This window comes from Streptomyces sp. YGL11-2, from assembly GCF_050054615.1.
Taxonomy (GTDB): Bacteria; Actinomycetota; Actinomycetes; order Streptomycetales; family Streptomycetaceae; genus Streptomyces.
Map to the genome: position 1 here is coordinate 228,052 of NZ_JBNHIN010000003.1, position 13,229 is coordinate 241,280.

Below are 13,229 nucleotides of genomic sequence, written 5' to 3' on the forward strand. Positions count from 1 at the left end.
CCCCCGGTGCGGCACGCGCCCGCACCGCCCCCTGAACCACGTGTGCGGAGGGGGCCCCGCGTCCGTAAGGCCCCCGTGTGCGTAACGGCCCCCGCGTCCGTACGGCCCCCGGCACACCGGGTCCGCGTGGGCCGGGGCCCACTCCCGGAAGCCGGGGCCCACCGCATGAGACCGAAAACTGAGACAGGGCCGCCCACCATGTGACCGCCGGGTAGGGTCGGAGACGTGCCGAAGCCGCTCAGCCTTGCTTTCGACCCCATTGCCCGCGCCGACGAACTGTGGCAGCAGCGCTGGGGATCCGTCCCCTCGATGGCCGCGATCACGTCCATCATGCGGGCCCAGCAGATCCTGCTCTCGGAGGTCGACGCGGTGGTCAAGCCGTACGGGCTGACCTTCGCGCGCTACGAGGCACTGGTGCTGCTGACCTTCTCCAAGGCGGGCGAGCTGCCGATGTCGAAGATCGGCGAGCGGCTGATGGTGCACCCCACCTCGGTCACCAACACCGTCGACCGGCTGGTGAAGTCCGGCCTGGTCGCCAAGCGCCCGAACCCGAACGACGGGCGGGGCACCCTGGCGTCCATCACGGACAAGGGGCGCGAGGTGTGCGACGCGGCCACCCGCGACCTGATGGCGATGGACTTCGGGCTCGGGGTGTACGACGCGGAGGAGTGCGCGGAGATCTTCGCGATGCTGCGCCCGCTGCGGGTGGCGGCGGCGGACTTCTCCGAGGAGTGAACGGGTGCCGGGCCGTGGCCCCGACCCGAGCGCACCGGCCGCCGATCCGCGGCCGTGACGGGTCTGTCTGCGGCTTTCCCACCGGGCGGGGGGTGGCGAAGATCGCCCCGGAACGGGTCGTTACGCTCAGGGGCATGAAATCCAGCGTGCTGACCCGCTACCGGGTGATGGCCTACGTCACCGCCGTGATGCTGCTCGTGCTCTGCGCCTGCATGGTTTTCAAGTACGGCTTCGGGATGGGCAAGGACCTGACCCTCGTCGTCGCCCAGATCCACGGCGTGCTTTACATCATCTACCTGGTCTTCGCCTTCGACCTGGGCTCCAAGGCGCGCTGGCCGTTCGCGAAGCTGCTGTGGGTGCTGGTGTCCGGCACGATCCCCACCGCCGCGTTCTTCGTCGAGCGCACGGTCGTCCGCGAGGTCCAGCCGCTGCTGGCGGACGCCGCGCCGGAGCCGGTCAAGGTCTGACGGGTCCGCCCCGGCCGGCGGGCGCCCGCCGCGCCGCCCACCGGCCCCGCTCGCGGAGCCGGGGCTGGAGCCTGAGCCGGTGCGGCCGAATGGCTCCCGGCCGCGGCCGGTGGATCCGGCATGTTCCCCACGCGCCTCTCCCGTTCCCGGAGGGGCGCGTTTGCGCTGTTCAGGCCCGGGGCAGGGCCCGGTCCGGGGGCCCGCGCACCCCCTAGGGGACCCTCCCCGACCCCGAATCCGGGTCGCCAGCCATCGACAGGTACTAGGACGTCCTAGTAAATTCGACGGTATGGACGCTGACGCGATCGAAGAGGGCCGCCGCCGCTGGCAGGCCCGGTACGACTCCGCCCGGAAGCGCGATGCGGACTTCAGCACGCTCTCGGGCGATCCCGTCGAGCCGGTGTACGGGCCGCGGCCCGGCGATCCGGTCGAGGGGTTCGAGCGGATCGGGTGGCCGGGCGAGTACCCCTTCACGCGCGGGCTGTATCCGACCGGCTACCGGGGTCGCACCTGGACCATCCGCCAGTTCGCCGGCTTCGGCAACGCCGAGCAGACCAACGAGCGGTACAAGATGATCCTCGACGCCGGCGGCGGCGGCCTCTCCGTCGCGTTCGACATGCCGACCCTGATGGGACGGGACTCCGACGACCCGCGCTCGCTCGGCGAGGTCGGCCACTGCGGCGTGGCCATCGACTCGGCGGCCGACATGGAGGTCCTGTTCAAGGACATCCCGCTGGGCGACGTCACGACGTCCATGACGATCAGCGGGCCCGCCGTGCCGGTCTTCTGCATGTATCTCGTCGCCGCCGAACGGCAGGGCGTCGACCCGGCGGTGCTGAACGGCACGCTCCAGACGGACATCTTCAAGGAGTACATCGCGCAGAAGGAGTGGCTGTTCCAGCCGGAGCCGCATCTGCGGCTGATCGGCGACCTGATGGAGCACTGCGCGCACGGCATCCCCGCCTACAAGCCGCTGTCCGTCTCCGGCTACCACATCCGGGAGGCCGGCGCGACGGCCGCCCAGGAGCTGGCGTACACCCTGGCCGACGGCTTCGGGTACGTCGAGCTGGGCCTCTCCCGCGGCCTGGACGTCGACAGGTTCGCGCCCGGTCTGTCCTTCTTCTTCGACGCCCATCTGGACTTCTTCGAGGAGATCGCCAAGTTCCGCGCCGCGCGCCGGATCTGGGCCCGCTGGATGCGGGACGTCTACGGCGCCTCCAGCGAGAAGGCGCAGTGGCTGCGGTTCCACACCCAGACCGCGGGCGTGTCGCTGACCGCCCAGCAGCCGTACAACAACGTCGTACGGACCGCGGTGGAGGCGCTGGCCGCGGTGCTCGGCGGCACCAACTCGCTGCACACCAACGCCCTGGACGAGACGCTGGCGCTGCCCAGCGAGCAGGCTGCGGAGATCGCGCTCCGGACGCAGCAGGTGCTGATGGAGGAGATCGGGGTCGCCAATGTCGCCGATCCGCTGGGCGGTTCGTGGTTCGTCGAGGCGCTGACCGACCGCATCGAGGCGGACGCGGAGAAGATCTTCGCGCAGATAAAGGAACGCGGGGCGCGCGCCGTGCCGGACGGGCAGCACCCGATCGGGCCGATGACCTCCGGCATTCTGCGGGGCATCGAGGACGGCTGGTTCACGGGCGAGATCGCCGAGTCCGCCTTCCGGTACCAACAGGCCCTGGAGAAGGGCGAGAAGAAGGTCGTCGGCGTCAACTGCCACGAGGGCTCGGTCACCGGCGACCTGGAGATCCTGCGGGTCAGCCACGAGGTCGAGCGTGAGCAGGTGCGGATGCTGGCGGAGCGCAAGGCGGCCCGGGACGACGCCCGGGTGGCGGCGGCGCTGAAGACGATGCTGACCGCCGCGCGCAGCGGGGCGAACATGATCGAGCCGATGCTGGAGGCCGTACGGGCCGAGGCGACGCTCGGCGAGATCTGCGGGGCGCTGCGCGACGAGTGGGGGGTGTACACCGAACCGGCCGGGTTCTGACGGGAGTCGGGTCCGGCGCGGCGGCCGCGCCGTGGCGGTGTCCGTCCACCTCTGAGGCGGCCCGCCGCCGGGGCCGCAGGCTGCCGGTGTCGCCCGCGCCGCGCCGCCCCCGTCACCCCGTCGGCATCCGCAGCCGGAAGAGCGCCCCGCCGCCCGGTGCCCGCTCCGCCGTCAGCTCGGCGCCGTGGGCGCGGGCGATCTGGCGGGCCATCGCCAGGCCGAGGCCCGAGCCGGGGAGGGCGCGGGCGGCCTGGGCGCGGTAGAAGCGGTCGAAGACGTGCGGCAGGTCCTCGGGGGCGATACCGGGGCCGTGGTCGCGGACGGTCAGCTCCAGCGCGCCCGGCACGGCGGTGAGTTCGGCCTCCACGGGGCCGCCGGGCGGGGAGAACTTGGCGGCGTTGTCGAGGAGGTTGGACAGCAGCCGGTTCAGGCGCTGCGGGACGCCGGGGAGGGCCGTCCCGGCCGCCGCGGGGTCGGTGCGGCAGGTGAAGGTGATCTCCGGCCAGTGCTCGCGGGCCGTGGTCACCGCGTGCTCCAGGAGGGCGGCGGGGCGGACCTGCTCGACCAGGGGCCGGGGCTCCTCGTCGCGGGCGAGTTCGATGAGGTCGTTGACGAGGGTGGTGACCTCGCGCAGCTGGCGGCCCAGCGCGGCCGACGCCCGATCCCGCTGAGTGTCCGTCAGGCGGGCGGAGCGGGCGAGCAGTTCGGCGTTGGTACGGAGCGCGGTCAGTGGGGTGCGCAGCTCGTGGGAGGCGTCGGCGACCAGCCGGCGCCGGGCGGTGACGGACTCCTCCAGTTCGCCGAGCATGGTGTTGAAGCTGGTGGCGAGCCGGGTGATCTCGTCCTCGTGGGTGTCGGGGCCGTCCGGCAGCTCGATGCGGTGGCGGGCGTCGCGGGTGGCGGCGATGCGCTCCGCGGTGGCGGTGAGCCGGGCGACGGGAGCCAGGCCCGTACGGGAGACCCAGTAGCCCAGGGCGGCGGCCAGCAGGACGCCGGCGCCGCCGACCGCGGACAGGGCCCAGGCGGCCTGGCGGACGCCGCGATCGACGGTGTCGGAGCGGAGTGCCACCTGGAGCGCCAGGTCCGTGTGCGGGAGGCGCCTGGTGAACATCCGGACGGGGTGCCCGGCGACGGTGAGGTCGGTGTAGTAGGCGGGGCGCGTTCCGGCGGCCACCTCGCGGGTGTCGGCCGAGACCGGGAGTGAGTACGGGCCGCGGGCGTCCTTGCGGGGGTCGGCGGGGACGATCTGGACGCAGGCGGCGGCCGGGTACTGGCAGGAGGCGTCGCCCGCGACCGGGCCCCAGCCGCGGATGTGCTGGAGCTGCTGGGTGGCCGTCTGCCCCAGGCTGAGATTGAGCTGGCGGTTCATCTGGTGGCGGGTGACGAGGAACGCGGCGGCGCAGACGCCCACCGCGACCAGCGCCACCGCCGCGGAGGCGGCCAGCGCCAGGCGGGTGCGCAGCGGTCGGCGGCGGACCCAGCGCCCACCCAGCCGGCGGCGGCCGGTCATGCGCCCTCCGCCCGGTCCAGGCGGTAGCCGACGCCGTGCACGGTGTGCACCAGGCGGGGCTCGCCGCCCGCCTCCAGCTTCCGGCGCAGATAACCGACGTACACGGCCAGGGAGTTGGAGTCCGGGCCGAAGTCGCGGCCCCAGACGCGCTCCAGGATCACCTCGCGCGGCAGCACCTGGCCGGGGTGGAGCAGCAGCAGTTCCAGCAGGGCGTACTCGGTGCGGCTGAACTCCAGCGGCCGGCCGCCGCGGTGGCCGGTACGGGTGACGGGGTCGACGACCAGGTCGTCGTAGCAGAGCCGGGTGTCCTCGGCGGCGGGGGCCGCGGCCCGGCGCAGCAGGGCCCGGACGCGGGCGATCAACTCGTCCAGGGCGAACGGCTTGACCAGGTAGTCGTCGGCGCCTGCGTCCAGGCCGTCGACCCGGTCGCTGACCGAGTCCAGGGCGGTCAGGACGAGGATCGGGGTGCGGTCGTCCAGGGCGCGCAACCGGCGGCAGACCGCCAGGCCGTCCAGTACCGGCATCATCACGTCGAGGACGAGGGCGTCGGGCTGCCAGGTGGCGACCTCGGAGAGCGCGGCCAGGCCGTCGGCGGCGCCGCGTACCGCGTAGCCCTCGACGGCGAGTCCGTCCGACACGGCGGCGCGGACCTCCGGTTCGTCGTCGACGACCAGGATCCTGGGGGCGGCGGACGGGGACGGGGAGTTCCCGGACGCGGTGGGCGCGGATCCGGGCGGTGGCGGAGTGGGCATGGCTACAGGCTCCCAAACACCCGTCTTAGAACCTTCTTAGGGCCGCGGGTGAGCGTGGCGGCCATGCGCACACCACTCTCGGTCGTGATCGGTGCGGGCGGCACCGGCGGCCACATTTATCCAGGACTTGCCCTCGCCGACGCCCTCCGCCGGGCCGTGCCCGACGCGGTGATCTCCTTCGTCGGCACCGAACGCGGGCTGGAGACCCGGCTCATCCCGGACGCCGGATACCGGCTGCACACCGTCGACATGATCCCCTTCGACCCGTCGCTGGGCGCCCGGCGCTTTCTGCTGCCGGCCGCGCTGCTGAAGTCCGGCGCCCAGTGCCGGGCCATCCTCAAGGAGCAGCGCGCCCAGGTCGCGGTCGGCATGGGCGGCTATCCCAGCGCCCCGGTGATCGTCGGGGCCCGGATGGCCGGGCTGCCGAGCCTGATCCACGAATCCAACGCGGTGCCGGGCCGGGCCAACCGGTTCGCCGCCCGGCTCACCCCGCACCTGGCCCTCGCCTTCGACCGCAGCCGCCCCCATCTGGCCGGCGGCGAGCGGGCGGAGACGGTCGGCATGCCGCTGGTCGGTCCGCTGGCCGGACTGGACCGGGCGGCGCTGCGGCCGGCTGCCCGGCAGGCGCTGGGCATCCCGGAGAGCGCGCGGCTGCTGCTGTTCAACGGCGGCAGCCTGGGCGCCGCCCGGCTCACCGAGGCCGCCGTGGGCCTGGCGGCTCGCCACCGGTCGCGGGCGGACCTGCGGCTGCTGATCAAGACCGGTCCGGCGGCGCTGGACGACACCCGGGCGCGGCTCGTGGCGAACGGCGGGTCCGCGGTCGCCGAGGCGGTGCCGTACCTGGACCGGATGGATCTGGCGTACGCGGCGGCCGACCTGGTGGTCTGCCGGGCCGGTTCGGCGACCGTCGCGGAGCTGGCCACCATCGGGATGCCCGCCGTCCTGGTCCCGTATCCGCATGCGCCCGGAGACCACCAGACGCACAACGCACGGGTGCTCTCGGACGCCGGGGCGGCGCTGCTGCTGTCCGACGCGGAGACCTCCGCGGACCGGCTGGACGGGCTGGTCACCCCGCTCCTCGACGACCCCGGCCGGCTCGCCGCGATGGCCGCGGCGGCCGACCCCGGCACCCATGCGCACGCCGCCGACCTGTTGGCCGCCAAGACCCTGGCGCTGGCCGGCCGTCCGTACCACCCGGCCCACGACGGCCCCACCCACGACGGCCACACCACCCGATACCCCAACCCCCTGAACCTGAAGGAGTCCGCATGACCACCAGCAGCAGCACCACGACCCCCGCTGCCACCACCTCCACCACCACCACCGGCGGCAGCGCGCGGCAGTGGGCCGGACGCCGGGTCCTGGTCACCGGGGCCGAGGGGTTCATCGGCTCCACACTGGTCGATCTGCTGGTCGAGGCGGGCGCCGAGGTGCGCGCCTTCGTCCACTACAAGCCGTATGCCGAGAAGGGCAATCTGGCCCGCTACCTCGCGCCCGGCAGCCCGGTCGAGATGATCGCCGGCGACGTCCGGGACGCGGGCCGGGTGATGGACGCCGTCGCGGGCTGCGACACCGTCTTCCACCTGGCCGCGCTGATCGGCATCCCGTACAGCTACGACTCGCCCGGCGCGTATGTGCAGACCAACGTGGTGGGCACCGAGAACATCGCCGAGGCGTGCCGCCGGCATGGTGTGCGGCGGCTGGTGCACACCTCCACCAGCGAGGTGTACGGGACCGCGCGGACCGCCCCGATCAGCGAGGAGCACCCGCTCCAGCCGCAGTCGCCCTACTCCGCCTCGAAGATCGGCGCGGACATGATGGCGCTGTCGCACTGGCACGCCTTCGAGCTGCCGGTGACGGTGGTCCGCCCCTTCAACACCTACGGCCCCCGGCAGTCCGCGCGCGCCGTGATCCCGACGATCCTGGCCCAACTCCACTCCGGCGCCCGGCAGATCAAGCTCGGCTCGCTCACCCCGACCCGGGACTTCACCTACGTCACGGACACCGCGGCCGGGTTCCTGGCGCTGGCCGACTGCGACCGGGCGCTCGGGCAGGTCGTCAACCTCGGCAGCGGCCGGGAGATCGCCATCGGGGCGCTGGCCGAGGCGCTGATCGCGGCCTCCGGGCGCAGCGCCGAGGTGGTGGTGGACCGTACGCGGCTGCGGCCGTCGGGCAGTGAGGTGGAGCGGCTGCTTTCGGACAACTCCCGGGCGCGGCAGTGGGCTTCATGGGAGCCGCAGGTCCCGCTGAAGGAGGGGCTGGAGCGGACCTCGGAGTGGGTCGCGGACCATCTGCACCTGTTCCGGGCGGAGCGCTACCAGGTCTGACCGACCCGGCGGGTGACGGTACGTCGGCCCGGTCGGCCCCGCCGGCCCGGACAGCCGGGTCGGTCCGGTCCGCCCGGCCGACTCAGCCCAGTCCGCCGAGGCCGGTCAGCAGCATCGTCGAGAACTGGTGGGCCCAGGCGGCGTCCACCGGCTCGGCGCTGACCAGGGTGCGGTGCACGATCGCGCCGGCGATCACGTCGAAGATCAGCCCGACGGTCCGGGTGGCGGCCAGCGCGCCCTCGGGCCCGGCGCCGTCGGGCGGCAGTTCGCCGCGCTGCTGGGCGCGTTCCCGGCCGAGCAGCACCAGCCGCTTCTGCCGGTCGACGATCGCCGACCGGATGCGCTCGCGCAGCGCGTCGTCGGTGGTCGACTCGGCGACCACCGCCATCAGCGCGGTCTTGGTCTCGGGCCGGGCGAGCAGCGCGCCGAACTGGAGCACCACGCCCTCGATGTCGGCCTGGAGGCAGCCGCGGTCGGGGAGTTCCAGTTCGTCGAAGAGGACCGCGACCGCGTCCACGACCAGCTCGTTCTTGTTGGCCCAGCGGCGGTAGAGGGTCGTCTTGGCCACGCCGGCGCGCGTCGCGACCTCGCTCATGGTGAGCTTCCCCCAGCCCACGTCGACGAGCGCGGCACGGGTCGCGTCGAGGATCGCGCGATCCGTCTCGGCGCTGCGGGGGCGGCCCGTGCGGCCTTTCCGGGGACAGGGGGAGCGGTGCATGCGGGCGACCATACCGGCGGGTAAGAGGGCGGGCGGGGCGCACCGTGAGGGAGATCACTCCGTGGCGTGGGGGAACCGGTTGCCGGGCGGGGGCGGCTCCGAGTTACGCTACGACCCGTAGCGAAAGAGCGATAGCCACTGGCCGTGGGTGGGGACCCATGGCCGCGCACACCGGCCCCTCGGGGCCGAACGCCGGTCCTCCTCGGGACCGGACCGGGCACCGGTCCCCGAACGCACGCCGCATTCCGGCAGGGCGTACGGACGGGTACGGAGCCCGCCGCCAGGATCGGCCCGACCTCCGGTCCAGGGTGTGTACGACGAATTCCGGAGCGTTCTGCGGACCGCTTTCCGGAACCGGCCGCGCAGGGGGGAGGATGGACTCATGCAGCCACGCAACATGTCCATGAGCGGAGTCGTCGATCTCGCAGCGGTGAAGGCGGCCGGCGAAGCGAAGCAGAAGGCGGAGCAGGCCCGTGCCGAGGCCGCCCGTACGGGCGCGGCGCCCGCGAGCGGCGCCCGTCTGGTGTTCGACGTCGACGAGGCGGGGTTCCAGCAGGACGTCCTCCAGCGTTCCACCGAGGTCCCGGTCGTCATCGACTTCTGGGCCGAGTGGTGCGAGCCGTGCAAGCAGCTGGGTCCGCTGCTGGAGCGCCTCGCGGCGGAGTACGCCGGCAAGTTCGTGCTGGCCAAGATCGACGTCGACGCCAACCAGATGCTGTTCCAGCAGTTCGGGGTGCAGGGCATCCCGGCGGTGTTCGCGGTCATCGCGGGCCAGCCGATCCCGTTGTTCCAGGGGGCCGCCCCCGAGGCGCAGATCCGGCAGGTGCTGGACCAGCTGGTGCAGGCCGCCGAGCAGCAGTTCGGCATCGTGGGCGCGCCCGTCGACCCCGAGGCGGCCGAGCAGCAGGTTGCCGCGGCGCCGGCTCCGGCCCCGGCCGGTCCGTACGACGCGGCGCTGACCGCGGCGAACGACGCGCTGGACTCCGGTGATCTGGGCGGCGCCATCCGCGCTTACCAGAACGTCCTCTCCGACGACCCCGGCAACCCGGAGGCCAAGCTCGGCCTCGCGCAGGCCGAACTCCTCTCCCGGGTGCAGGGCTTGGACGCGCAGGAGGTGCGCACCGCCGCCGCGCAGCACCCCTCCGACGTCGCGGCGCAGATCCGGGCCGCGGACCTGGATCTGGTGGGCGGCCATGTCGAGGACGCCTTCGGCCGGCTGGTCGAGACGGTGAAGCGGACCGCCGGCGAGGACCGGGAGGCCGCGCGGGTGCGGCTGCTGGAGCTGTTCGACGTCATCGGCGCGGACGACCCCCGGGTGACCAAGGCGCGGACCGCGTTGGCGCGCGTCCTGTTCTGAGCCGACCCGCCCCGACTCACCTGCTCCTTCCGTCCTGCCCGCTTCTGACCTGTACGAACCTGCAGCACCTCCCGTGAGCCTGTCCGGCAAACGGAACCGCGGCCACGTTTTACCAAATCTTGGTAAGCGTGGCCGCTGTTACTTGGAGTAAGTCCAAGCAGCCGCCTTGTGGCGTTATGTCGGTAATTGCCTCATGTCCTCTTGTCGTTAGCAGCGACGCTCGGTGCCTGGTTGATCTCGGTCCGTCGCGGCGTGGTTATCGGTCCGTTACCCGCAAGTAACGAGGGCCTTGTGCGGCGGGCGGGAATGCACGACGATCGGCCACGCTCGGTCCATTCCCGCAGCCCGGCATCCGGTCGGCGCCGCGGGGCACTTGGGTCCCCACCGAGTCGGTCGGCGGCAGTGGCGCCGACCGTGGACAGGGGGGTCTCTGCCCCAACCGGCAGGGCCTGTCCGGTGAGGTTGCGCGAGAGCGTGGCCAGTGGTTGTCGCTCGGGGGTGATCGCCGGTATTCGGAAACACGCTGTGACTCCGAGGACAGGCGCTCTCCTTCCCGAGGACGTAGCACTTCTCCCATCCCAGGTACGGCCGTCTCAACTGAGGCGGAGCGTCCCGGAGATGTACGTCCGAGAAGGAGGAAAGTCATGGAGTCCCTGGCTCGTGGCGGTACCAGATGGAAGCGGTTCGCCGTCGTCATGGTGCCGAGCGTGGCGGCCACCGCCGCCATCGGCGTGGCCCTCTCGCAGGGTGCGCTCGCGGCGTCGTTCAGCGTGTCCGGCCAGCAGTTCAAGGTCAGCACGGACCGGCTGGACGGCACCGGCTTCGTTCAGTACGGAGCGGTTGACACCCAGAAGGGTGGCAAGAACGTTCCGGTGGCGGTCTCGGGGTTCTCGAACGCCAAGATCCACAACCTGTGCCAGTCCGTTGTCGTGCCGGTCCCGGTCTTCGGCGACGTGTCGATGAAGCTCCAGGCCGGCGGTGGCAGCCAGCCTGTGGAGGCCAAGAACCTCTACATCGACCTCGACCAGCTCAGCGCGGACGCGACCTTCAACAACATCAACATCGGTGTTGCCGCGGGTTCGACGTCCAAGGGTCCCGGTATGCACAAGGGCGACAAGGCGGACCCGGGCTCCTTCGCCCAGGAAGCCGACTCGGCCACCCTGACCCACGTCCAGCAGCGTGCCTGGGCCACCACGGCCGGCACGTTCAAGCTCAGCGGCCTGAAGATGAGCGTCGCCAAGGGCAAGAACGAGTGCTACTGACGCGCTGACGCGTGCGGGTGCGGGGTGGAGCTGCACGGTGAGAGCCGTTTCCCGTACCCGCACGCCCGGCAGCGCCGGGTAGTACCCACAGAACCACCGACTTGCCAGTCCGAGGAGCCGTACGACATGAGCGAGCGGAGCACGGGGGTCTTTCCGGCCGGAGGCCGGGGGAGAGTCAAGAACAGGCGCGCGCGGCACGACTTTGGCGGGCCCGCCGACCGCAGGGAGGCTGGTGTATGAGCGCCGAAACGCGATCAGGGCTGATCGAGATCCTCGGCCGGAAGCGGCTTGCGTTCCGGGAATGGCGCGGACACCGCCCGTTCTGGGGCGGCCTGCTGACTCTGCTGGCCGGTGTCCCGATCATGTACATCCCCTATGCGAACCTCACCATCGGTTCCCTGACCGTCCGCATGGCGACCACCGCCGGAGCCGGCTCGCTGATCATCGGCGTGCTGCTGGTGGTGCTCGGTCTGACCATGTGGTTCCAGCCGGCCTCGCGGGTCTTCGCGGGGGTCGCGGCGATTCTGCTCTCCCTGGTCTCCCTGGTCGTCTCGAACTTCGGCGCCTTCCTGATCGGCTTCCTGCTGGGGCTGATCGGCGGTGCGCTGGGTGTCTCCTGGGCGCCGGGCAAGCCCGAACAGAGCGCGGACGAGCCCGGTGATCCGGACCGCATCGTCGGACCGGTCGTCGCCACGAACCCCGCGCCGGCGGCCGGCGGTCCCGCGTTGGGCAACGGACTGGGCAACCTGTCAGGAACGAGCCCGACCAACGGAGAGAACGGGAGGCACCGTGCCGGGTGACGAGCTGCACCAGGAGAACGCAGCCGCCGGGGCGAGATCCGGGCCGAGGCACGCCGCGCCCAGAAAGCCGCTGCTGACTCGGCTGCACGTGCCCGCGGGCAAGGCCATCGCCATCGCCGCGATGCCGTCCGCCGTGCTCATGGGCATGGGGCTGACGCCCCAGATGGCGATCGCCAAGTCGGCGCCGCCGGAGAGCCCTTTCAAGGACGGTCCGTGCGTCAGCGCCCCGGACACCTCCGGGCAGAACGCCGCGTCCAAGGACGACGCGAAGAGCAAGGACGGTACGGCCGGCAAGAGCACCGCCTCGCCGTCCGCCTCGCCCTCCGCGACGCCCTCGCCCTCCGCGAGCAAGCCCGCGGCGAAGCCCGCCGCCACACCGTCCGCCACCCCGAAGACCGACGCGCCCTCGGGCTCCGCGACGCCGTCGCCGTCGGCTTCGGCGAAGAAGGACGACGGCGGGCTGCTGGGCGGTATCGGTGATGCGCTCGGCGGTATCTTCGGCGTCCACAAGACCGCCCAGCCGTCGGCCTCGCCGAGCCCCTCGCCGTCCGCGTCCGCCACCAAGGCGCCGGCCCCGGCCCCGTCCACCCCGGCAGCGTCGCCGGCGGACTCCGGGCCCGGCCTGAACGAGATCACCAAGCCGGTCAAGGACGCGCTCACGGACCCGTCGAAGGCGGTCAACGACACCACGCACGGCGTGGTGGGCACCGCCGACAACGCGGCCGGCGGCGCGCTGACCGGCAAGGACTCCAGCGGCAAGCAGGCATACCCCTGCGTCGTCGAGAACAAGCAGAAGGGCAAGGACGAGCAGACGCCCGTCACCCTGCCGGACCTCCCCTGGCACCTGGAGTCCAGCGGGCTGACCCTACGCGGTCTGAACTACGAGGGCGTCGTCAACGTCACGACGCAGAGCGGCCACGTCAAGCAGGCCCTGAAGTTCACCGCGGACAGCATCGACATCGGCGACCTGCACCAGATCGTCGACGACCCGTCGTCGGGCAAGCACTACCACGTGCGGTCGACGCCGGGCTCCACGTCCACCATCCGCGGTGGCAAGGTGACGCTGTACACCGAGCGGTTGCAGGGCAACCTCTTCGGGCTGATCCCGATCGTCTTCGACCCGGAGCACCCGCCGCCGCTCAACGTCCCCTACGCCTACTTCAGCAAGGTCAAGCTCGACCAGGCCGGCCAGTTCGGCGGCAATCTGCACGTCCCGGGCATGGCCGTGTCCATCGAGAACTGACCGGGGATCCACCCGGCCGGAATCTTCCGGGAGCCGCGGAAACGGCGGTGGGCCGCCCCCTCGAAGGG

Annotated in this window: 12 protein-coding genes; 9 read left to right on the top strand and 3 right to left on the bottom strand. The window is 72.3% G+C overall.

The genetic code is table 11. The features are described from left to right. The first annotated feature begins 225 nt into the window (after positions 1-225). From ACO1BR_RS05675 to ACO1BR_RS05685, 3 genes are all read left to right on the top strand, one after another. Positions 226-735 (top strand): MarR family winged helix-turn-helix transcriptional regulator, encoded by a 510-nt coding sequence (locus ACO1BR_RS05675; RefSeq protein ID WP_159508016.1) that lies wholly within the window; start codon positions 226-228, stop codon positions 733-735. Positions 736-869: 134 nt separating this feature from the next. Further along, a complete protein-coding gene (locus ACO1BR_RS05680) occupies positions 870-1,202 on the top strand; it encodes a DUF3817 domain-containing protein (RefSeq protein WP_426793886.1) in 333 nt (110 codons plus the stop codon). A gap of 289 nt (positions 1,203-1,491) precedes the next feature. Then, positions 1,492-3,192, top strand: coding sequence for an acyl-CoA mutase large subunit family protein (locus ACO1BR_RS05685; protein WP_159508014.1), 1,701 nt, complete (start codon positions 1,492-1,494; stop codon positions 3,190-3,192). A 112-nt stretch (positions 3,193-3,304) separates the two neighbouring features. On the opposite strand, the gene ACO1BR_RS05690 is transcribed toward ACO1BR_RS05685, so the two are convergent. Then, on the bottom strand, positions 3,305-4,702 hold the full coding sequence (locus ACO1BR_RS05690; protein ID WP_426793887.1) for a sensor histidine kinase: 1,398 nt from the start codon (positions 4,700-4,702) through the stop codon (positions 3,305-3,307). Continuing rightward, the gene (locus ACO1BR_RS05695) at positions 4,699-5,454 is read right to left on the bottom strand and encodes a response regulator transcription factor (RefSeq protein ID WP_426793888.1); all 756 of its coding nucleotides are present in this window, start codon (positions 5,452-5,454) and stop codon (positions 4,699-4,701) included. The genes ACO1BR_RS05690 and ACO1BR_RS05695 overlap by 4 nt, the downstream gene beginning before the upstream one ends. Positions 5,455-5,517: 63 nt before the next feature. Here ACO1BR_RS05695 and ACO1BR_RS05700 point away from each other — a divergent pair, with 63 nt between their 5' ends. After that, on the top strand, positions 5,518-6,726 hold the full coding sequence (locus ACO1BR_RS05700) for a UDP-N-acetylglucosamine--N-acetylmuramyl-(pentapeptide) pyrophosphoryl-undecaprenol N-acetylglucosamine transferase (RefSeq protein WP_426793889.1): 1,209 nt from the start codon (positions 5,518-5,520) through the stop codon (positions 6,724-6,726). Further along, on the top strand, positions 6,723-7,781 hold the full coding sequence (locus ACO1BR_RS05705) for a GDP-mannose 4,6-dehydratase (protein ID WP_426793890.1): 1,059 nt from the start codon (positions 6,723-6,725) through the stop codon (positions 7,779-7,781). The genes ACO1BR_RS05700 and ACO1BR_RS05705 overlap by 4 nt, the downstream gene beginning before the upstream one ends. Before the next feature lie 82 nt (positions 7,782-7,863). Here ACO1BR_RS05705 and ACO1BR_RS05710 read toward each other — a convergent pair whose 3' ends face one another. Continuing rightward, complete coding sequence (locus ACO1BR_RS05710; RefSeq protein ID WP_426793891.1) at positions 7,864-8,499, bottom strand: TetR/AcrR family transcriptional regulator; 636 nt, start codon at positions 8,497-8,499, stop codon at positions 7,864-7,866. 382 nt (positions 8,500-8,881) lie between these two features. Between ACO1BR_RS05710 and ACO1BR_RS05715 the strand changes: the two genes are divergently transcribed. The 4 genes from ACO1BR_RS05715 to ACO1BR_RS05730 all read left to right on the top strand — a co-directional run bounded on the left by ACO1BR_RS05715 (position 8,882) and on the right by ACO1BR_RS05730 (position 13,161). After that, positions 8,882-9,856, top strand: coding sequence for a tetratricopeptide repeat protein (locus ACO1BR_RS05715; RefSeq protein ID WP_426793892.1), 975 nt, complete (start codon positions 8,882-8,884; stop codon positions 9,854-9,856). Between the two features lie 644 nt (positions 9,857-10,500). Beyond that, entirely contained in the window at positions 10,501-11,118 is a 618-nt protein-coding gene (locus tag ACO1BR_RS05720) for a DUF6230 family protein (protein ID WP_189295694.1), read from the top strand. 236 nt (positions 11,119-11,354) lie between these two features. Then, on the top strand, positions 11,355-11,918 hold the full coding sequence (locus ACO1BR_RS05725; protein WP_426793893.1) for a DUF6114 domain-containing protein: 564 nt from the start codon (positions 11,355-11,357) through the stop codon (positions 11,916-11,918). Next, positions 11,908-13,161: a hypothetical protein gene (locus tag ACO1BR_RS05730; RefSeq protein WP_426793894.1), complete on the top strand. Its 1,254-nt coding sequence runs from the start codon at positions 11,908-11,910 to the stop codon at positions 13,159-13,161. The genes ACO1BR_RS05725 and ACO1BR_RS05730 overlap by 11 nt, the downstream gene beginning before the upstream one ends. Positions 13,162-13,229 lie beyond the last annotated feature (68 nt).